General features: G+C 67.6%; 20 protein-coding genes. 3 read left to right on the top strand and 17 right to left on the bottom strand.

What is annotated here, in order from left to right:
• Positions 1-39: 39 nt before the first annotated feature.
• The 5 genes from B0920_RS16500 to B0920_RS16485 all read right to left on the bottom strand — a co-directional run bounded on the left by B0920_RS16500 (position 40) and on the right by B0920_RS16485 (position 4,240).
• The gene (locus tag B0920_RS16500; protein WP_078033752.1) at positions 40-1,452 is read right to left on the bottom strand and encodes an IgA Peptidase M64; all 1,413 of its coding nucleotides are present in this window, start codon (positions 1,450-1,452) and stop codon (positions 40-42) included.
• A 69-nt stretch (positions 1,453-1,521) separates the two neighbouring features.
• Entirely contained in the window at positions 1,522-1,692 is a 171-nt protein-coding gene (locus tag B0920_RS26010) for a hypothetical protein (protein ID WP_179119201.1), read from the bottom strand.
• Between the two features lie 109 nt (positions 1,693-1,801).
• A complete protein-coding gene (locus B0920_RS16495; RefSeq protein ID WP_078033751.1) occupies positions 1,802-3,016 on the bottom strand; it encodes a cyanophycinase in 1,215 nt (404 codons plus the stop codon).
• Positions 3,017-3,083: 67 nt separating this feature from the next.
• Positions 3,084-3,521 (bottom strand): GNAT family N-acetyltransferase, encoded by a 438-nt coding sequence (locus B0920_RS16490; protein WP_078033750.1) that lies wholly within the window; start codon positions 3,519-3,521, stop codon positions 3,084-3,086.
• Between the two features lie 17 nt (positions 3,522-3,538).
• Complete coding sequence (locus tag B0920_RS16485; protein ID WP_229455676.1) at positions 3,539-4,240, bottom strand: hypothetical protein; 702 nt, start codon at positions 4,238-4,240, stop codon at positions 3,539-3,541.
• A 135-nt stretch (positions 4,241-4,375) separates the two neighbouring features.
• Between B0920_RS16485 and argH the strand changes: the two genes are divergently transcribed.
• The 3 genes from argH (at position 4,376) to B0920_RS16470 (ending at position 6,941) form a co-directional block, all read left to right on the top strand.
• Complete coding sequence (gene argH / locus B0920_RS16480; RefSeq protein WP_078033749.1) at positions 4,376-5,773, top strand: argininosuccinate lyase; 1,398 nt, start codon at positions 4,376-4,378, stop codon at positions 5,771-5,773.
• A 177-nt stretch (positions 5,774-5,950) separates the two neighbouring features.
• Complete coding sequence (locus B0920_RS16475) at positions 5,951-6,634, top strand: HAD-IA family hydrolase (RefSeq protein ID WP_229455675.1); 684 nt, start codon at positions 5,951-5,953, stop codon at positions 6,632-6,634.
• Between the two features lie 79 nt (positions 6,635-6,713).
• Complete coding sequence (locus tag B0920_RS16470; protein ID WP_078033747.1) at positions 6,714-6,941, top strand: hypothetical protein; 228 nt, start codon at positions 6,714-6,716, stop codon at positions 6,939-6,941.
• A gap of 22 nt (positions 6,942-6,963) precedes the next feature.
• On the opposite strand, the gene B0920_RS16465 is transcribed toward B0920_RS16470, so the two are convergent.
• From B0920_RS16465 to paaB, 12 genes are all read right to left on the bottom strand, one after another.
• Entirely contained in the window at positions 6,964-7,428 is a 465-nt protein-coding gene (locus tag B0920_RS16465; protein WP_078033746.1) for a cupin domain-containing protein, read from the bottom strand.
• 54 nt (positions 7,429-7,482) lie between these two features.
• Positions 7,483-9,534 carry a phenylacetic acid degradation bifunctional protein PaaZ gene (gene paaZ / locus B0920_RS16460; protein ID WP_078034443.1) on the bottom strand — a complete coding sequence of 684 codons (2,052 nt, stop codon included), beginning with the start codon at positions 9,532-9,534 and terminating at the stop codon, positions 7,483-7,485.
• Positions 9,535-9,797: 263 nt separating this feature from the next.
• Positions 9,798-10,397 (bottom strand): phenylacetic acid degradation protein PaaY, encoded by a 600-nt coding sequence (gene paaY / locus B0920_RS16455; RefSeq protein WP_078033745.1) that lies wholly within the window; start codon positions 10,395-10,397, stop codon positions 9,798-9,800.
• Position 10,398: 1 nt separating this feature from the next.
• Positions 10,399-11,604, bottom strand: a complete 1,206-nt coding sequence (pcaF, locus tag B0920_RS16450) for a 3-oxoadipyl-CoA thiolase (RefSeq protein WP_078033744.1) — start codon at positions 11,602-11,604, stop codon at positions 10,399-10,401.
• 12 nt (positions 11,605-11,616) lie between these two features.
• Positions 11,617-12,930 (bottom strand): phenylacetate--CoA ligase PaaK, encoded by a 1,314-nt coding sequence (paaK, locus tag B0920_RS16445; protein ID WP_078033743.1) that lies wholly within the window; start codon positions 12,928-12,930, stop codon positions 11,617-11,619.
• A 23-nt stretch (positions 12,931-12,953) separates the two neighbouring features.
• Positions 12,954-13,403, bottom strand: coding sequence for a hydroxyphenylacetyl-CoA thioesterase PaaI (gene paaI / locus B0920_RS16440; RefSeq protein WP_078033742.1), 450 nt, complete (start codon positions 13,401-13,403; stop codon positions 12,954-12,956).
• Positions 13,396-14,934 carry a 3-hydroxyacyl-CoA dehydrogenase PaaH gene (paaH, locus tag B0920_RS16435; RefSeq protein WP_078033741.1) on the bottom strand — a complete coding sequence of 513 codons (1,539 nt, stop codon included), beginning with the start codon at positions 14,932-14,934 and terminating at the stop codon, positions 13,396-13,398. Before paaH ends, paaI begins: the two co-directional genes overlap by 8 nt.
• Positions 14,935-14,936: 2 nt before the next feature.
• Positions 14,937-15,728, bottom strand: coding sequence for a 2-(1,2-epoxy-1,2-dihydrophenyl)acetyl-CoA isomerase PaaG (gene paaG / locus B0920_RS16430; protein WP_078033740.1), 792 nt, complete (start codon positions 15,726-15,728; stop codon positions 14,937-14,939).
• A gap of 494 nt (positions 15,729-16,222) precedes the next feature.
• Complete coding sequence (gene paaE, locus B0920_RS16425; protein WP_078033739.1) at positions 16,223-17,299, bottom strand: 1,2-phenylacetyl-CoA epoxidase subunit PaaE; 1,077 nt, start codon at positions 17,297-17,299, stop codon at positions 16,223-16,225.
• Between the two features lie 34 nt (positions 17,300-17,333).
• Positions 17,334-17,846 carry a 1,2-phenylacetyl-CoA epoxidase subunit PaaD gene (gene paaD, locus B0920_RS16420; protein WP_078033738.1) on the bottom strand — a complete coding sequence of 171 codons (513 nt, stop codon included), beginning with the start codon at positions 17,844-17,846 and terminating at the stop codon, positions 17,334-17,336.
• Positions 17,846-18,598 carry a 1,2-phenylacetyl-CoA epoxidase subunit PaaC gene (gene paaC, locus B0920_RS16415; protein WP_078033737.1) on the bottom strand — a complete coding sequence of 251 codons (753 nt, stop codon included), beginning with the start codon at positions 18,596-18,598 and terminating at the stop codon, positions 17,846-17,848. The genes paaD and paaC overlap by 1 nt, the downstream gene beginning before the upstream one ends.
• 8 nt (positions 18,599-18,606) lie before the next feature.
• Entirely contained in the window at positions 18,607-18,891 is a 285-nt protein-coding gene (paaB, locus tag B0920_RS16410; RefSeq protein WP_078033736.1) for a 1,2-phenylacetyl-CoA epoxidase subunit PaaB, read from the bottom strand.
• Between the last annotated feature and the right edge of the window lie 22 nt (positions 18,892-18,913).

The raw sequence follows: 18,913 nt of genomic DNA, 5'->3' as shown, positions 1-18,913 counted from the left end.
GTCAGCCCACGTAGACCTGGTGACATTTGTAAGCAAAGATTACCGCTTGGCAGCGCCCGCATACAGGTCGATGATCTCGGCGATGCCGTCCTGGCACACCGGACAGAACTTCTCGCTGCGGTCGAACATCAGGCACTGCATCGCCGGCCGGTAGTAGCCGCTGGCCTCGTAGTTCGCGCCCTCGAAGGCGCCGATCACATGGCGGTGCGGGTGCTTGTCGAACAGCGCCCGGGTGCGCGCGAGGTCGTCGTGGAACAGGGCGTCCATCTCGGATTCCGGACGGTTCGCCGCGCGCAGCGCCGCGCGCTGTTTCTGGTAGGCGCGCGAGGCTTCCTCGTACTCCGCCTTGGGCCAGGCGGTGGGCAGCGGCGTGCCGGCCTTCACGTGGCGCTTCCACTTCAGCTGCGCCGGATCGCGCAGCGCGGTCACGTTCGGCTCCCAGGGTTCCGGACGCCCGCTCGCGGACTGGTAGGCCACCGGCGAGGTGTAGTACTCGTCGGCGAGCCCGGCGAAGTGGTGGCCGAATTCGTGCACGAACAGGTAGTTGGCCCAGGCGTTGCCAGCTGCCGCGGTGCTGAACTGGCCGAAAATGCCGCCGCCGCCATAAGTCTCGTTGTTGACCAGGATCTCGATGAATTCGTAAGGCGCATGCTGGGCGATGTCGCGCAGCGCGCGGTTATCCAGCGTGAGCACGTAGCGCTCGCTGCCGAAGATGTCGTAGCGCGTGCCCAGCGTGGACGGGTTGTGCAGGCCGGTCGAGGGACGCGAGACGCCCGATTTCGGCGTCGGCACCGCCATTGCCCACACGTTGAAATCCTTCGCCCGCTCGCGGAAGGGCGAGACCGAGAACAGGTATTGCGACAAGCGCCGCGCGTCGCTCTCGAATTTCTTCATCTCGGCCTGGGTGTAGCCGTCGCCCAGGATCAGGAGGTCGACCTTGTCGGGCGAAGGGCCGCTGACCTGGATCGCCACCGGTTTCGCCGGCGCGGGCGGCTGCTGCTTGAGCACGTCCTGGGCGTCGGTGTCCACGTCGACGCTCCAGGCCACCGAGAACTGGTTGCGCTCGTCGCGCTTGAGAATGCGCACCCGCACCGGGCGGTCCGGCTTGGGAAAGCGCACCGACTCCTGGAAGGCGCGGCTGATCTTCGTGGCTTCCTCGGTGCTGCGCCATTCGCCGAAGATGGTCGAGAAGCCGCGCGAGTACAGCAGGTCGCCGGTCCTGGCGTCGACCACCTCGACCCGGTTCTGGCCGCGGTTGGTGTCGTCGAGGTTCTTCGCCAGGTTGCCCGGCCAGGGCAAGGGCTCGACTACCACGCGCTCGAGCGCATAGCCATCCTGCAGCGCATTGCCGCTGTGGGTGTAGTCGACGCGGATGGTGGCCGGCTGGGCGGCGTGGACGGAGGCGGCGCCGAGCAGCAGCGCGGCGGACAAGGCAAGCAGGAGATGGCGCATCGCGATTCCCATGGTGACGAGATCGCGCCATTGTAATCCTGCCGGCCCGGCAGGCGGCTCAAGGAGGACTCAGAGGGCGACGCCGGAGAGCGTCCCGCGGCGCAGGCGCAGGCGCGTCCTGGGCGTGCGGATGCCCGCCGCCATGCCCCAGGCGGCGGCCCAGCGCAGGCCGCGGTCGGTCTCCGGACCGAAGGGCCGGGCCGCCGAGGCGCGCCGCAGCGCGATCGACATGCGCTGCATGGCATACAGTTTTCGCGATGAGAGCCCTTTCGTCATGGCTCAACCTTAACGGGCGCGCGCCGGCGCCACCGTGCACCAGCTAACCGATGCGCGCGATGCCGCCAGCTGCCTACTTGTACTGGTAGAGCGGCCGCTGCACCACGATCGGGCGGATGTCGAGCCGCACGTTGTAGACCGAATAGCCTTCGCTCAGGGGCGAGAGATAACCGACACTGTCGTTGGTGCGGGTGAGCTTGAACTCGAAGCCGACCTCCGGCTGCACGCCGTTGGGGCTGTCGAGGGAGAGGCCGATGGCTTCCATCTGGTCGCTGTCGATCAGCCTGGACATCAGGTCGACCACGGTGGTGTTGCCGAGGATGTCGGCGGTGAACAGGGGTTCGCGGTAATAAGGCTTGCCCGGGTCGATCTTGCCGTCCATTTTGTCCGGCGCCGGAATGAAGGCGCGTGTCGCGAGGTTGAACCGGTCGCCATTGTCCAGGTAGCTCAGGCGCGCGTTGCTGACGTTGAACAGGCCGTCCTTCGACTGCGCCTGGTTCAGGTCGACCAGCAGCGCCCCGCGGTAGCCCACCACCTCCACTTCGCGCGTCGGACCGACCACCATGGCGGTGTTCTCGTCGATGCCCAGGCCGATCTTGTAGCCCTTCTTGAGCATGGCCGGCAGCATGCGCGCGAAGCGCCCGCGCACCAACAGGTGCTGGTCGACGAAGACGTCGTCGCCGATGAAGCCCAGGCCGGGCGCGATCTCATCCTCGTCCTGCAGGCCGAGCTTGAGGGTGGTCAGGATGGGCTTGGGGTAGCCGAACATGGTGCTGCTCATGATGGCGGCGCCGGCGCTGGAGCCGGCGATCACCCCGCCACGCCGGTACATGTCCCACAGGGCGTCGAGGATCAGGGTATTGCTGCCGTCCGGGCGACGCAGCGCGCGCGTGATGCGGCCCTGGTCGCCGCCGGCGAAATAGGCGCCGCCGGCCGAGCGCACGGCGGCCGCCAGCGCCGGGTCTTCGGCGGCGAGGGCGTAGTCGACCCCGCCCAGGCGCACCGCGACCGGCACGAAGAAGGCCTTGGCGCCGTATTGGTTGAATCGTTCGACCAGGTATTTACCGGCGCGCTCAGGGCTGGCCGAGGCCGAGGCGAACACCGCGATGCGCGCCCCCTTGCCGCCCGCCAGCTGGACGATGCGCTCCCAGACCGCGGCGTTGTCGGCCCTCAGCGCGCCGCCGATGATGACGAGCGAGCCCTTGGGCTGCGGCGTCTCGGCAGCGGCACTGAAATTACTCGCCAGCAATGCCCAGGCGAGTAAGGCACGGACAACGAAGTGGAGCATACGGCTTCCTCTGGGTTACCACCATCGTAAGCCTGATTCGAGAAGCTTGTCGCCGTGTTGAGTATGCTCAGGACAAATAAATGTTGGGAAAGTAGCGTTCCATGAGGGTCTCCGGACGCTGGGGCGCGGTGAAGCCGAAGCGTTCGTAGAGGCCATGCGCATCGCTGGTCGCGAGCGTGAAACGGCGCAGCTTTTGCAGGCTCGGGTGGCGCAGCACCACACCGATCAGCTGCTTGCCGTAGCCATGCCCGCGGTATTCGGGCACGACGAACACGTCCACCAGGTTGGCGAACGTGGCGAAGTCGGTGATCACGCGTGCGAACGCGATCTGGCGGCCGTCCAGGTAGCCGCCGAAGCACAGCGAGTTTTCGATGGCGCGCTCGACCACCGGCCGCGAGATGCCGACCGCCCAGGTACTCTGCTCGCTCAGGAAGCGGTAGATCATCGGGATGTCGAGCTTGCTCTGGTCGGTGCTGACCTGGAAGCTGGAGTCGTTGGTAATCATGGAACCCATGGTTCTGGCTAAAAAGTCATTCTAGCGTTGTTTGGAAGCGCTTCAAGTTCGATTGCCACGGCGCCTGGGCGGCTCTGCAGGTAGCGATCCGGCAGGGGCAGCTTCGGATCCTCGGCGCGCCAGGCCAGGCTGAGGACATGCCAGCGATTGCCGTCGTTGACCAGCTGGATGCTGTTGATCCCCCGCATGAAGGGCTTGGCGTCCCCGGGAGCGTGACGCGCCTCGTAGGTGCTGAAGACGTGGACCAGCTGGCCGAAGGCGTCCGTGGTGCGCGCCAGTTCGGTTTCAAAGAAACCCGTGGTGGCGAAGACCTTGCTGTTGGCGGCGATGTAGTCGTCCGGGGTCATGGCGCGCATGCCGATGCTGCCGTCCTTGCGCACGCCGATCGCCATCATGCGCGCGCCGGGCGCGAACAGCGAGCGCATGCGGTCCCAGTCGCGCGGCGCGCCGGCCGGGCCGGAGATCACCTCGTACAAGGCCTTGACGATGGCGTCGACCGAGGCGACGTCGGCGGGGCGGGCTGCCGGCGCCGCTGCAGGGATGGATGCCGACGCGGCGGCTGCGGGTGCCGGTCCCGGTCCCGGTCCCGGGGCCGCTGCCGGTGCCGGTCCCGAAGCGGCGGCTGGCGCCGACTGCGCCATCCCGGTGGCCGGCGTCCATGCCCATGCCAATGCCGCCCCCGCCAGGGCCGCCTTTGCCCACTGCCGCATATGTCCCCCTTGTTGTCATTTGATGAAGTTTATAGCGCCATCTTCACCCATTTCGGGTGACTTGTCACCGGGCCTGCCGAAAACCGCCTGCGCCCGGAGAGTTATAATCGTCGGATACCTAACAGGGATCCCACCATGACTGCACAACTCTCCAAAAAAGCCGAAGCCTGGTCGGCGCGCTTCTCCGAACCGGTTTCCGATCTCGTCAAACGCTATACCGCCTCGGTCTTCTTCGACAAGCGCCTGGCCATGTTCGACATCCAGGGTTCGCTGGCCCACGCCGAGATGCTGGCGGCCCAGGGCATCATCAGCGCCCAGGACCGCGCCGAGATCGAGCGCGGGATGGCCCAGATCCGTTCCGAGATCGAGGCCGGGAGCTTCGAGTGGCTGCTGGACCTGGAAGACGTGCACCTGAATATCGAGAAGCGCCTGACCGAGCTGGTGGGCGACGCTGGCAAGCGCCTGCACACCGGCCGTTCGCGCAACGACCAGGTGGCGACCGACATCCGCCTGTATGTCCGCGCCGCGATCGACGACATCCTGGGCCTGCTGAACGGCCTGCGCGGTGCCCTGACCGACCTCGCCGAGCGCCACGCCGACACCATCCTGCCGGGCTTCACCCACCTGCAGGTGGCGCAGCCGATCACCTTCGGCCACCACATGCTGGCTTATGTGGAGATGTTCGGCCGCGACGCCGAGCGCATGCAGGACGCGCGCCGCCGCGTGAACCGCCTGCCGCTGGGCGCGGCCGCCCTGGCCGGCACCACCTTCCCGATCGACCGCCTGCGCGTGGCCAAGACCTTGGGCTTCGAGGACGTCTGCCACAACTCGCTGGACGCCGTCTCGGACCGCGACTTTGCGATCGAATTCACGGCCGCCGCCTCGCTGATCATGATGCACGTGTCGCGCTTCTCGGAAGAGCTGGTGATGTGGATGAGCCCCCGCATCGGCTTCATCGACATCGCCGACCGTTTCTGCACCGGCTCGTCGATCATGCCGCAGAAGAAAAACCCGGACGTGCCGGAACTCGCGCGCGGCAAGACCGGCCGCGTCTACGGCCACCTGAACGGCCTGCTGACCCTTATGAAGGGCCAGCCGCTGGCCTACAACAAGGACAACCAGGAAGACAAGGAACCGCTGTTCGACACCATCGACACGCTGACCGACACCCTGCGCATCTTCACCGACATGGCGGCCGGCATCACGGTCAAGGCCGAGAACATGCGCGCCGCGGCGCTGCAGGGCTACGCCACCGCGACCGACCTGGCGGACTACCTGGTCAAGAAGGGCCTGCCCTTCCGCGACGCGCACGAGGCGGTGGCGCACGCGGTGCGCGCATGCGACGACCTGAAATGCGACCTGTCCGAGATGCCGCTCGAGAAGCTGCGCGAGTTCTCGCCGCTGATCGAACAGGACGTGTTTGCCGTGCTGACCCTGGAAGGTTCGGTGGCGGCGCGCGACCACGTGGGCGGCACCGCGCCGAAGCAGGTGCGCGCGGCCATCGCACGCGTGCGCAAGCAGCTGGCCGAGTAAGGCGCTGCTGTGTGGACGGTCCGGCCGTCCACGCCTCGCCCGTCCGGACTTGCCGCCTGCCTTCCCGGCCAGGCGCCTGCGCCATGGCCGGATGAGCGGCGAGGCGGATCGGGCGTTTTTGTCTTTTGCGCTATGCTGGACCTCCTCCCAGCGCCAGACCACTACGAGAGTTCGCCCGTGACACCGACCAACCCATCGATTCTGCCCTCCCGCGATTACGCCGCCTTCCTGTTCGACATGGACGGCACCATTCTCACCTCGATCAAGTCCGCCGAGCGCGTCTGGAGCGCCTGGGCGCGCCGCCATGGGCTCGACCCGGACAGCTTCGTGCCCACCGTGCACGGCCAGCGCACCGAGGACACCATCCGCAAACTCGGCCTGCCGGGCGTGGATCCGGTCGCCGAGGCGCTGGGCATTGCACTGGCGGAGATCGAGGACGTGGCCGACATCGAGGAAATCGCCGGCGTGGGGAGGTTCCTGGCCAGCCTGCCGACCGACCGCTGGGCCATCGTCACCTCGGCTTCGCGCCCGCTTGCGACGGCCCGCATCGCCGCCGCCGGCCTGCCCATGCCGCCGCTGCTGGTGACGGCCGAGGATGTGAAGCACGGCAAGCCCGCGCCCGATCCCTTCCTGCTGGGCGCGAAGAAACTGGGCGTGGCGCCGGCGGATTGCCTGGTGTTCGAGGACACGCCGATCGGCCTGCAGGCGGCGGAATCGGCCGGCATGGACAGTATCGTGGTCACCGCCACCCACACCCACCATGTCCCCTTCACCTCGCCCGGGGTGCCGGATTACGCCGACCTCGTTGCCGTGCAGACAGCCGACGGCCGCCTGCGCGTGCAGCGCAAGGCCACGCGCTGAGGAAAGCCTGACGCCAAGCCTTGCAAGAACGCCGCGCGCGCCCACATAAGCGACATCGAGGCATTCCAAGGAGGCCTGTATGCATCGCTACAGGAACCGCAGCGGCGAGTCGGGCGTCGTCGCTTACGACATCGGCAAGGATTCAATCACCATCCAGTTCAGCGGCGGCGACCGCTACCTCTACACCGAGCGCAGCGCGGGGGCGGACAACATCGCCCGCATGCGCGCGCTGGCCGAGGACGGCCGCGGCCTGTCGACCTTCATCAGCCAGCACATCCGCCAGCGCTATGCGCGCAAGCTGAACTAGGAGTCCGCGCTGCGCGGGACGCCTAGGCCTTGGGCGGGTAAGGCGTGCCGTCCTTGCGGGTGTAGGTCTTGCTGGCGCCGTCGTAGCGCAGGTCGATGTCGGGATAGGTCGCGACGTCGGCCGGGTTGCGCGAGCCGACCACCAGGAAGACTCCGGGTCCCCAGCTGCGGTTGACCAGGTGGTGGCCATTCGGCTTGCCCGCCGGAAACGCCGCGCAGTCGCCGGCCCGCATCAGGGTTTCCCCTTCGTCCGTGACGAGTACCAGCTCCCCGGACACCATCATGACGAATTCATCCTCGTGCGAGTGCCAATGGCGCTGCGAGGAGGCCGCGCCCGGCTGCAGCTCGACCAGGTTGACGCCGAACTGGGTCAGGCCGCCGGCGTCGCCCAGGGTTTGCCTGGTGCGTCCGTCCACGACCTCGGCGAATTGTTCGGGGTAGCCGGTGCCACCCTTCACGGGAATGCTGCTCAGGTCCAGTCTCGACATCTAGATCCCTCCGGTTGGTTGGACGGGCGGTGTAGCCGCCCGCCTGCATGGCACTCAGCCGCGCTTTTGTACCAGCGTCAGGATATCGTAACTCGCGACCAGTTCGTCGTTTTGATTGGTGACTTGTACGTCCCACGCCACCACGCCCTGGCCGCGCCCCTGCTCGTCCGTGCGGTTGCGGTCCACCTTGCGCTTGCAGGTCAGGCGCGCGCGGATGGTGTCGCCGATGGCTACCGGGGCCACGAAACGCAGGTTGTCCAGGCCATAGTTGGCCAGCACCGGCCCCGGGGCCGGCGACACGAACAGGCCGGCCGCCGCCGACAGCACGAAGTAGCCGTGGGCGATGCGCTTGCCGAACTGGGTGTCCTTGGCCGCGATCTCGTCGAAGTGCATGTAGAAGTAGTCGCCCGAGACGCCGCCGAAATTGACGATGTCGGCCTCGCTCACGGTGCGGCGATGGGTCAGCAGCGAGTGGCCGATCTCCAGGTCCTCGAAGTAGCGGCGGAAGGGGTGGATGTCGCTTTCCTTGACCGCGCCGCCGCGCACGTATTCGCCGGTGACGGCGCCGAGCATGGTCGGCGAGCCCTGCACCGCGGCGCGCTGCAGGAAGTGCTTGACGGCGCGGATGCCGCCCAGTTCCTCACCGCCGCCGGCGCGGCCCGGCCCCCCGTGCTTGAGCTGCGGCAGGGGCGAGCCGTGGCCGGTGTTGTCGACCGAGGCTTCGCGGTCCAGGATCAGCACGCGGCCGTGCGAGGCGGCGGCCACCGGAACCGCGTGGGCGGCGATGGCCGGGTCCTTGGTGGCCAGCGTGGTGACCAGGCTGCCCTTGCCGCGTGCGGCCAGGTGCAGGGCTTCGTCGATGTCGCCATAGGTCATGATGGTGCTGACCGGGCCGAAGGCTTCGATGTCGTGGACGGCGTCGTTGACCAGGGCGTTACGGCACAGCAGCAGGGTGGGCGCGAAGAAGGCGCCGTTGGCGCAGCCCTCGCCCACCGGGGCGAAGCCGTCGCGCGCCGAGAACAGCACTTCGTTGCCGCGCGCGAGCATCTCGACCCGCTCCGAAACATCGCGGTGCTGGTCCATCGAGGCCAATGCGCCCATGCGCACGCCCTCGATCTTCGGATTGCCAATGGTGATCTTGGCCAGGCGCTCGCGCAGGCGCTCACCCACGGCCTGGGCCTGGGATTCCGGCACGATGATGCGGCGGATCGCGGTGCACTTCTGGCCGGCCTTGCCGGTCATCTCGCGCGCGACTTCCTTCACGAACAGGTCGAACTCGGGGTCGTCCGGGGTGACGTCCGGCGCCAGGATGGCGGCGTTGAGCGAGTCGGCTTCGGCCGTGAAGGGGACCGATTCGCGGGTCAGGTTGGGGTTGCCGCGCAGCTTGGCGGCGGTGTCGGCCGAGCCGGTGAAGGTGACGGCGTCGAAGCCGCCCAGGCGGTCGAGCAGGTCGCCGGTGGAACCGATGACGAGCTGCAGGGCGCCCTCGGGCACCAGGTTTGACTCCATCATCATCCTGACCGTGGCGTGGGTCAGGTAGCTGGTGGCGGTGGCCGGCTTGACGATGCAGGGCATCGCGGCCAGGAAGCTCGGCGCGAATTTCTCGAGCATGCCCCAGATGGGGAAGTTGAAGGCATTGATGTGCACCGCCACGCCGCCGCGCGGGACCAGGATGTGGGTGCCCGAGAAGCCGCCGCGCTTGCCCAGCGGGATGGCGGGGCCTTCATGCAGCACGTTGGAGGACGGCAGCTCGCGCGAGCCCATGCTGGCGTAGGCGAACAGGGTGCCGATGCCGCCTTCGACGTCGACCCAGCTGTCGGCGCGGGTGGCGCCGGTCAGGTGGGAGATCTCGTACAGCTCTTCCTTGCGCTCCATGAGGTAGAGGGCCAGGGCCTTCAGGCGCTGGGCGCGCTTCTGGAAGTCGAGCTGCATCAGCTGGGGGATGCCGGTCTTGCGCGCATAGCCAAGCGCTTCGTCGAAGTCGATCTTTTCGGCGTGGGTGTGGAAGATCAGTTGGTTGTCCAGCGCGCTGTGCAGCGGCATGTGCGCTTCCTGGCCCAGCCAGCGGCCGGCGATCAGGCTTTGCAGGGTGGCGATGTTGCTCATGTTGCCCATGTTCTTGTCTCCGTTCGTTATCTCTTCAGAAGTCGTGCTGTGCTTCGAAATCGTGCTGCGTTTCAGGGATCGCGCTGCTCTATATGCGCCACCTTGTACCAACGTCATCCCGGCGAAGGCCGGGATCCAAGTTTGCGCGCGCAGCGCCAAGCTCGTCGCGTCAGCGCTGAAAACTTGGATTCCGGCCTTCGCCGGAATGACGCTGCTTTGGACCGCGTACATTGCATGCTGCGCAGGTGCAGCGGACGTCCTGATTATCCTTTCGGCTTGTGCATCCCGGCCGGATCGAATTCGATCCGCTGGCGCCCCGGCTCCACCTCGGTATAGGCCTCCACCTCGCGCATGGTCTGCATCGAGCGCACAGCCAGCTCGTGATACTGCCGCGTGCCAAAGCTCTTCCACCGCACGTCTTCATCGGTGAGCTCGCGCATCACCCTGGCCGGCGTGCCCATCACCATGGAACGCGGAGGAATGATCATGCCCGCCTTCACGAAGCTCATGGCCGCGACGATCGATTCCTCGCCCACCACCGCGCGGTCCATCACGACCGCGTTCATGCCCACCATGGCGTTGCGCTTGATGCGGCAGCCGTGCAGCACCGCGCCGTGGCCGATGTGGCCGTCGACCTCGACCACGGTGTCCTCGCCCGGAAAGCCATGCATCACGCAGGTGTCCTGCAGGTTGGCGCCCTCTTCCAGGATCAGTCGTCCGAAGTCGCCGCGCATCGAAGCCGCCGGCCCCACGTAGCAGCGCGGCCCGACGATCACGTCACCGATCAGCACCGCGCTCGGATGCACGTAGGCGCTGGGATGCACCACCGGCCGCACGCCGTTGATCTCGTACACCTTGACCATCTCAGACCCGCTCGACGATCAGCGCGATCCCCTGCCCCACGCCGATGCACATGGTGCACAGGGCATAGCGGCCGCCCGTGCGGTGCAGCTGGTTGACCGCGGTGGTCACCAGGCGCGCGCCCGAGGCGCCGAGGGGGTGGCCGAGGGCGATCGCGCCGCCGTTCGGGTTCACGTGGGCGGCGTCGTCCGGCAGGCCCAGGTCGCGGGTCACCGCCAGGCCTTGCGCGGCGAAGGCTTCGTTCAGTTCGATCACGTCCATCTGGCCGAGCGTGAGGCCGGTCTGGGCCAGCAGCTTCCTGACCGCCGGCGCGGGGCCGTAGCCCATGATGCGCGGCGCCAGCCCGACGGTCGCCATGCCGACCACGCGCGCGCGCGGTGTCAAGCCGTGGCGCCTGGCGGCGTCGCTAGATGCCAGCAGGAGCGCGCAGGCGCCGTCGTTCAGGCTCGAGGCATTGCCGGCGCTGACCGTGCCGTCCGGCGTCACCACGCCCTTGAGCTTCGCGAGCGCTTCCAGGCTGGTGTCGGGACGCGGCTGCTCGTCGGTGTCGATCACGCGCGACTCGCCTTTCTTTCCATGGATCGTGACCGGCACGATCTCGTCCTTGAAGAAGCCCTCGGCATGGGCGCGCGCCCAGCGCTGCTGGCTGCGCAGGGCGAAGGCATCCTGGTCGGCGCGATTGATGTTGAACTCCATCGCCACGTTTTCGGCGGTCTCCGGCATCGAGTCGATGCCGTATTTCGCCTTCATCAAGGGATTCACGAAACGCCAGCCGAGGGTGGTGTCCTCGATCTTGGCGGCGCGCGAGAAGGCGCTGTCGGCCTTGCCCATCACGAAGGGCGCGCGGGTCATGCTCTCGACGCCACCGGCGATCAGCAGCTGGGCTTCGCCGGCCTTGATGGCGCGCGCGGCGGTGCCGACGGCGTCCATGCCGGAACCGCACAGGCGGTTGATGGTATTGGCGGGCACGTCCTGCGGCAAGCCGGCCAGCAGCGCGGCCATGCGGCCCACGTTGCGGTTGTCCTCGCCCGCCTGGTTGGCACAGCCGTAGAACAGGTCGTCCACGGCGGCCCAGTCCACGTCCTTGTTGCGGCTGATGAGGGCGGCGATCGGCAGCGCCGCCAGGTCGTCGGCGCGCACGCCGGCCAGGGCGCCGCCATAGCGGCCGAAGGGGGTGCGGATGGCGTCGCAGATGTATGCGTCGTTCATGGATTCTCCTCGTTAGTGTTTGGGGCGGCGGTCGACCACGCGCCTGGCCTTGCCGGTCAGGGTGCGCTCGATGCCTTGCGGCGGCAGCAGGCTCACCCGCGTCGTCACGCCCACATAGGTCTTGATACTGTGCTGGAGCTCGCGGCACAGGGCGTCGACGCTGTCCTGAGGCAGGCCGGGGTGGCGCAGCTCGCCCAGCACTTCCAGCGTGTCCAGGTGGCCTTCGCGCGCCAGCACCAGCTGGTACTGGGGCGCCAGCAGCGGCATCTTCAGGATCAGTTCTTCGATCTGGCTCGGGAACACGTTCACGCCGCGGATGATCAGCATGTCGTCCGAGCGGCCGGTGATGCGGCCCATGCGGCGCATCGAGCGCGAGGTCGGCGGCAGCAGGCGGGTCAGGTCGCGCGTGCGGTAGCGGATGATGGGCAGCGCCTCCTTGGTCAGGGAGGTGAACACCAGTTCGCCCTCGGCGCCGTCGGGCAGCACCTCGCCGGTGTCCGGGTCGATGATCTCGGGATAGAAATGGTCTTCCCAGATCACCGGGCCGTCCTTGCTCTCGATGCATTCGCTGGCCACGCCCGGCCCCATCACTTCCGACAGGCCGTAGATGTCGACCGCGTCGATGCCGGCGCGCTGTTCGATCTCGCGGCGCATGGCGTCGGTCCAGGGCTCGGCGCCGAAGATGCCGACCTTGAGCGAGGACGCGGCCGGGTCCAGGCCCTGGCGCTGGAATTCCTCGATGATGTTCAGCATGTAGGACGGGGTGACCATGATGATCGAGGGCTGGAAGTCGCAGATCAACTGCACCTGCTTCTCGGTCTGGCCGCCCGACATCGGCACCACGGTGCAGCCCAGGCGCTCGGCGCCATAGTGGGCGCCCAGGCCGCCGGTGAACAGGCCGTAGCCATAGGCCACGTGCACCATATCGCCCGGGCGGCCGCCGGCGGCGCGGATGGAGCGCGCCACCACGCCGGCCCAGGTGTCGATGTCCTTCTGGGTGTAGCCGACCACGGTCGGCTTGCCGGTCGTGCCCGAGGACGCATGCACCCGCACCACCTGTTCGCGCGGCACGGCGAACAGGCCGAAGGGGTAGTTGTCGCGCAGGGTCTTCTTCTCGGTGAAGGGGAACCTGGCCAGGTCGGCCAGCGACTCCAGGTCTTCCGGGTGGACGCCGGCCGCGTCGAAGGCGGCGCGGTAGTGCGGCACGTTCTCGTAGGCGTGCCGCAGCGTCCAGCGCAGGCGTTCCAGCTGGAGCGCCTGCACCTCGTCGCGGCTGGCGCGTTCGATCGGCTCCAGATCGGCTGGGGATGGATGACGTTGGACCATCTCGACCTCCTTTGCTGACGGGTTCAGGCGGCGGTGCTGGTGGGGACTTCGGCCACCATGCCGCTCACGCGGTGCGACTTGCCGCGAAACAGGGCGACGGTGCGCCCTTCTTCATTGGTCACGGTGACGTCGTAGACGCCGGTCTTGCCCTGCAGCGCCTGCTCCACGGCCTGCGCAATCAACAGGTCGCCTTCGCGGCCGGGCGACAGGTAGTCGATCGTGCAGCCGGCGCCGACGGTGTTGAAGTTGTGCGAATTGCAGGCGAAGGCGAAGGCGCTGTCCGCCAGCATGAAGATATAGCCGCCGTGGCAGGTGGAGTGGCCGTTGAGCATGTCGGCGCGCACCCGCATCGACATGCGCGCGTAGCCCGGGCGGATCTCGTCCAGGCGCATGCCCAGGGCCTGGCTGGCGGGATCGCGCTCGTACATGGTCTTGCCGGCCAGTTCGGCCAGCGCCTGTGGGTCGCTATGCATGGACGCGCGCTCCGTTCGGGTCGAGTGCCAGCTTGCGGCGCAGCAGGGGCGAGACGCGGTAGCGGTCTTCGCCATACACGGCGGCCAGGTTGCCGAGCACGGTGGCGACGTGGCGCAGGCCGACGGCGTCCGCCCAGGCCAGCGGGCCGCGCGGGTAGTTGACGCCCTTCTGCATCGCGACGTCGACGGCGCGCGCGCTGCACACGCCCTGGTTGACGGCGTCCAGCGCCTCGTTGGCGAGCATGGCGACGGTGCGCATCACGGCCAGGCCGGGCACGTCGTCCAGGCGGGTGACCTCGAAGCCTGCGGCCTGGAACAGGCCGACCACGGCGTGGTAGGAGGCTTCGCTGCAGCCGTCCGCGCGCGCCAGGGCGATGCGGGTGGCGCCGGCGGCGTCCAGCAGCAGGTCGTAGACCACGGTATCCTGGTGGCCTTCGTCCAGCGCGCGCTGGGTGGCGCTGCGGCCGTCGGTCAGGTAGACGGCGGCGCCGCCGCACAGGAAGCCGGGCGAGGGGTTGAAGGAGATGTGATGGGTCAGGTCGAAGCCGGCGCCCTTCAGGCGCGTGGTCAGCGGTTCCAGCGCGCTGATGTCGCCGCCGATGGTGGAGACCGTGCCGGGGCGCTCCTGCGGCCCCTCGGTGTGGGGCGCGGGCTTCTCAAGGCCTGCGCCGTAGTGATAGAAGCCGCGGCCGGTCTTGCGGCCCAGGAAGCCGGCGTTGACCAGCTCCTGCTGCAGGATCGAGGGCGTGAAGCGCGGGTCGCCGAAATAGGCCTTGAACACCGAGTTCGTGACCGAGAAATTGACGTCGTGGCCGATCAGGTCCATCAGCTCGAAAGGACCCATGCGGAAACCGCCGCAGTCGCGCATCACCGCGTCGAGCGTGGCCGGGTCGGCGGCCTGTTCGAGCAGCAGGCGTAGGGCTTCGGCATAGTAGGGACGGGCCACGCGGTTGACGATGAAGCCGGGCGTGGACTTGGCGTGCACCGGGTTCTTGCCCCAGCTTTCGGCGGTGGCATAAACGGTGTCGGCGACAGCGCGCTCGGTCGCCAGGCCGCTGATCACCTCGACCAGGGCCATCAGCGGCACCGGGTTGAAGAAGTGCATGCCGACCAGGCGCTGCGGACGGCGCAGCGGCGCGCCGATCGCGGTGACCGAGATCGAGGAGGTGTTGGTGGCCAGGATGCAGTCCTCGCCGACGATGCCTTCGAGCTCGAGGAAGAGCGCGCGCTTGGCCTCGAGGTCTTCGACGATGGCTTCGACCACCAGGGCGGCGCCCGCGGCTTCCGGCAGGCCGGCGATGCAGCGGATGCGCGCGCAGGCCTGATCGGCGGCCTCGCCTTCGAGCTTGCCCTTCTCGACCAGCTTGGAATAGGCGATGCGGATGCTGTCGACCGCCTTGCCGGCCGCGTCAGGGCGATTATCGTAGAGCAGCACCTGGTGGCCGGCCATCGCCGCGACCTGGGCGATGCCCGAGCCCATGGCGCCGCTGCCGATGACCGCGACCGTCGAACCCTGGGGCAGTGGCTGCATACTCATTCTCCTTTGAAGTGGGCCGGGCGTTTGGCGATGAAGGCGGCGACGCCTTCGCGGTAGTCGTGGCTGTAGCCGAGTTCGCGCATCATGTCGGCTTCGAGCTGGAGCTGGTCTTCGAGCGTGTTGGCGTAGCTGGCCTGGAAGGCCTTCTTGGTGAAGGCCAGGCCCTTGGTCGGGGCGGCGGCGAAGTGCTCGGCCATGGCCATGGCTTCGTCCATCAGCGCTTCGTCGGGGACGCAGCGCCAGATCAGGCCCCATTGCTCGGCCTTCTCGGCGCTCAGCTTTTCGCCCAGCATGGCCAGGCCGGTGGCGCGCGCCGGGCCGATCAGGCGCGGCAGGTGCCAGGTGCCGCCGGTGTCGGGAATCAGGCCCAGCTTGCAGAAGGCTTCGATGAAGCTGGCCGATTTGGCCGCCAGCACGATGTCGCAGGCCAGGGCCAGGTTGGCGCCGGCGCCGGCGGCCACGCCGTTGACGGCGCAGATCACGGGCATGGGCAGGTTCTTCAGGGTGAGCACCAGCGGGGCGTAGAACTTTTCCACCGACTCGCCGAGGTCGACGCCGGGCGCGCCCGGTTCGACCGCGCGGTCGTTCAGGTCCTGACCTGCGCAAAAACCCCGGCCGGCGCCGGTGAGGACCAGCACGCGCACGCTCTTGTCGGCCTGCAGGGTGGCGAGGGCGTCGCGCACTTCGAGGTGCATGGCCTGGGTGAAGCTGTTCAGGCGATCGGGGCGGTTCAGGGTGAGGACGGCGATGCCGTTCTCGATCTTGAACTGGATGGATTCGTAGCTCATGGTGTCTCCTAAATTGTTATTGCCCTTTGCCTTCCCATCGGAGCGCAGCCCCGCCATCCCCGCGAAGGCGGGGTCCAAGTCCTTGCGTCGCCACGAAGGACAACTTGGGTCCCCGCCTACGCGGGAACGACGGGCCGCGGACTAATCCCAACACCGTCATCCCGCCTGTCCGGTAACGACTGGCTGCGGATTGAGCTCAACCCCGTCATCCCCGCGAAGGCCGGGATCCAAGTTCCTTGCATCGCCACGAAGCCCAACTTGGGTCCCCGCCTGCGCGGGGACGACGGGCCGCGGACTGATCCCAACACAGTCATCCCGCCTGCGCGGGGACGACGGGCTGAGAAGTAAGCCCAACACCGTCATCCCCGCGAAGGCGGGGATCCAAGTTCCTTGCATCGCCACGACGCCCAACTTGGGTCCCCGATTGCGCGGGGACGACGGGCTGCGGATGCGAAGTAAGCAACATACGATGGCTCCGATGGAAGGGCTTGCGTTTATTCAGCGATATCGAAGTCGATGACGAGTTTATCGGTGACCGGGAAGCTCTGGCAGCTCAGCACGAAGCCGCGCCTCACCTCGTAATCCTCGAGCGCGTAATTCACGTCCATCTCGACTTCGCCCTCCAGCACCTTGCAGCGGCAGGTCGAGCACACCCCGCCTTTGCATGAATAGCGCATCTCGATTCCGGCCTTCAGCCCCGCGTCGAGTACCGACTCCTTGTCCTTGTCCATGCTAAAGCTCGCGGCGACACCGTCCATGATCACGGTCACTTCCGTGTGATGCCGCGCGCCCGCCTCGATCTTGCGCGGCTTGTGCTCGTGCTTCGGAATGCTGGCCGCGAACAGCTCGATGCGGATCTTTTCCTTCTCCAGCCCCGCCTCCTGCAGCGCGCGCGAGACGCCGTGCATCATGTCCTCGGGGCCGCAGATGAAGGCGACGTCGATGTCGCGCACGTCGATCCAGTGCTTGAGGAACTGGCCGCACTTCTCTTCCGTGATGCGGCCGTTGAACAGCTCGATGTCCTGCTGCTCGCGGCTCATCACGTAGACCAGGCGCAGGCGGTCCATGTACTGGTCCTTCAGGTCGGTCAGCTCGTCGCGGAAGATCACGGTCGAGGAAGCGCGGTTGCCGTACACCAGGGTGAAGCGGCTGTGCGGCTCGGCCTGCAGGGTGGTCTTGATGATCGACAGGATGGGCGTGATGCCGCTGCCGGCCGCGAAGGCCAGGTAGTGGCGGCTGCTGGCCGGGTCGAGCGGCACGTTGAAGTGGCCCATCGGCGGCATCACTTCGAGGGTCGCGCCGGGCTGCAGGCGCTCGTTGGCCCAGTTGGAGAACAGGCCGCCGGCGCAGCGCTTGATCGCCACCCGCAGCTGGCGGTCCTGCACCGCCGAACAGATCGAATAGGAACGGCGCACGTCCTCGCCGTCGATCATGGCGCGCAGGGTCAGGTGCTGGCCCGGCTGGTAGGCGAAGGCGTCCTTCAGCTCAGCCGGCACCTCGAAGGTCACGGCGATGGCGTCACGCGTCTCGTGCTTCACCTGCGAAACGGTCAATGGATAGAATTTGCTCATGGTCCCTCAGGCCTTAGTGCAGCTCAATGGCGCCTCAGTGGCATTTGAAGTAGTCGAAGGGCTCGCGGCAGTCCAGGCACTTGTACAGGGCCTTGCACGGCGTCGAGCCGAATTCACTGGTCAATTGGGTGTGCGGGGAACCGCAGTGCGGGCAGCTGACCTCGGGCGCGGCGCGGCGGCGGATGCCGGCATGCAGGCCGCTGATGTCGATCGCCTGCTGAACCGGAGGGGCGATGCCGTAGCCCTTCAGGGCGGCCTTGCCGGCCTCGCTCATCCAGTCGGTGGTCCAGGCTGGCGACAGGCGGCTCACGATGCGCACGCGCTCCAGGCCGTGGGCCTGCAGCGCCTCCTTCACCGCGTCCGCGATCACCTGCATCGCCGGGCAGCCGGAATAGGTCGGCGTGATCGTGACCACGCACTCGCCGTCCTGCAGCGCCACGTCGCGCACGATGCCCAGGTCGACCACCGAGATGACCGGGATTTCCGGATCGGCGACCTCGCCGAGCCAGGCCCAGATCTGGTCGGTGTCGAGCGCCAGCGCCGTCATTACCACTCCGCTCCCGGGTAGGCGCGCTGCAGGAACTGCATCTCGGCCAGGATGTAGCCGAGGCGTTCCGTGTGCCTGCCCTGCTTGCCGCCGCGTTGCATGTAGGCCTCCACCGGCGGCAGCGCCAGGGTGGCGTCGGCGAACACTTCGGCCACGTGGTCGAGGAACTGCTTGCGCAGGCCTTCGGCCGCGGGCGCGACGCCCTGCTCGACCATGGCCTGGTCGACCTCGTCGTAGATGAAGGCCTCGCCGGTGTACATCCACAGCTCCTCGGCGGCGGCCTGCATCCTGGCGTGGCTCTCCGCGGTGCCGTCGCCCAGGCGCACCACCAGGTCGCCGGAACGGCGCAGGTGGTAGGTCACTTCCTTGATCGACTTCTCGGCGATCTCGCGGATGCGCTGGTCGCTCGAGCGGGTCAGGCCGTCCATCAGGAAGTAGTGCCAGCTATCGAAGAAGAACTGGCGCATCATGGTCTCGGCATAGCTGCCGTTGGGCTGCTCCACCAACAGGCAGTTGCGGAACTCGCCAGCGTCGCGGTGGAAAGCCAGGCGGTCTTCGTCGCGGCCCTTGCCTTCCAGCTCGCCGGCGTAGGTGAGCCACATGCGGGTCTGGCCCAGCAGGTCGAGCGCCACGTTCGACAGCGCCATGTCTTCTTCCAGCGCCGGGCCCTTGCCGCACAGCTGGCACAGCTGCTGGGCCAGGATCAGCGCGTTGTCGCCCTGGCGCAGCAGGTATTGGATCTTCGCGTCCACGGCAGCGCTCACAGGTTCTTGACTTCTTCCGGCATCGGGAAGAAGGTCGGGTGGCGGTAGACCTTGCTGTTGGCCGGCTCGAACAGGGCTTCCTTGTCCGCCGGGCTGCTGGCCACGATGTCGGCGGCGCGCACCACCCAGATCGAGACGCCTTCGTTGCGGCGGGTGTAGACGTCGCGCGCGTTATTGATCGCCATCTCGGCGTCGGGCGCGTGCAGGCTGCCCACGTGCTTGTGGGCCAGGCCGTGCTGGCTGCGGATGAAGACTTCCCACAGCGGCCATTCTTTGCTCATTCTTGTCTCCGTGTTCTGGTTG

The sequence above is a fragment of the Massilia sp. KIM genome, assembly GCF_002007115.1.
In the GTDB taxonomy this organism is placed as follows: Bacteria; Pseudomonadota; Gammaproteobacteria; order Burkholderiales; family Burkholderiaceae_D; genus Telluria.
The sequence above is the reverse complement of the archived record's forward strand: the minus strand, read 5'-3'. Positions and strand labels throughout refer to the sequence as shown.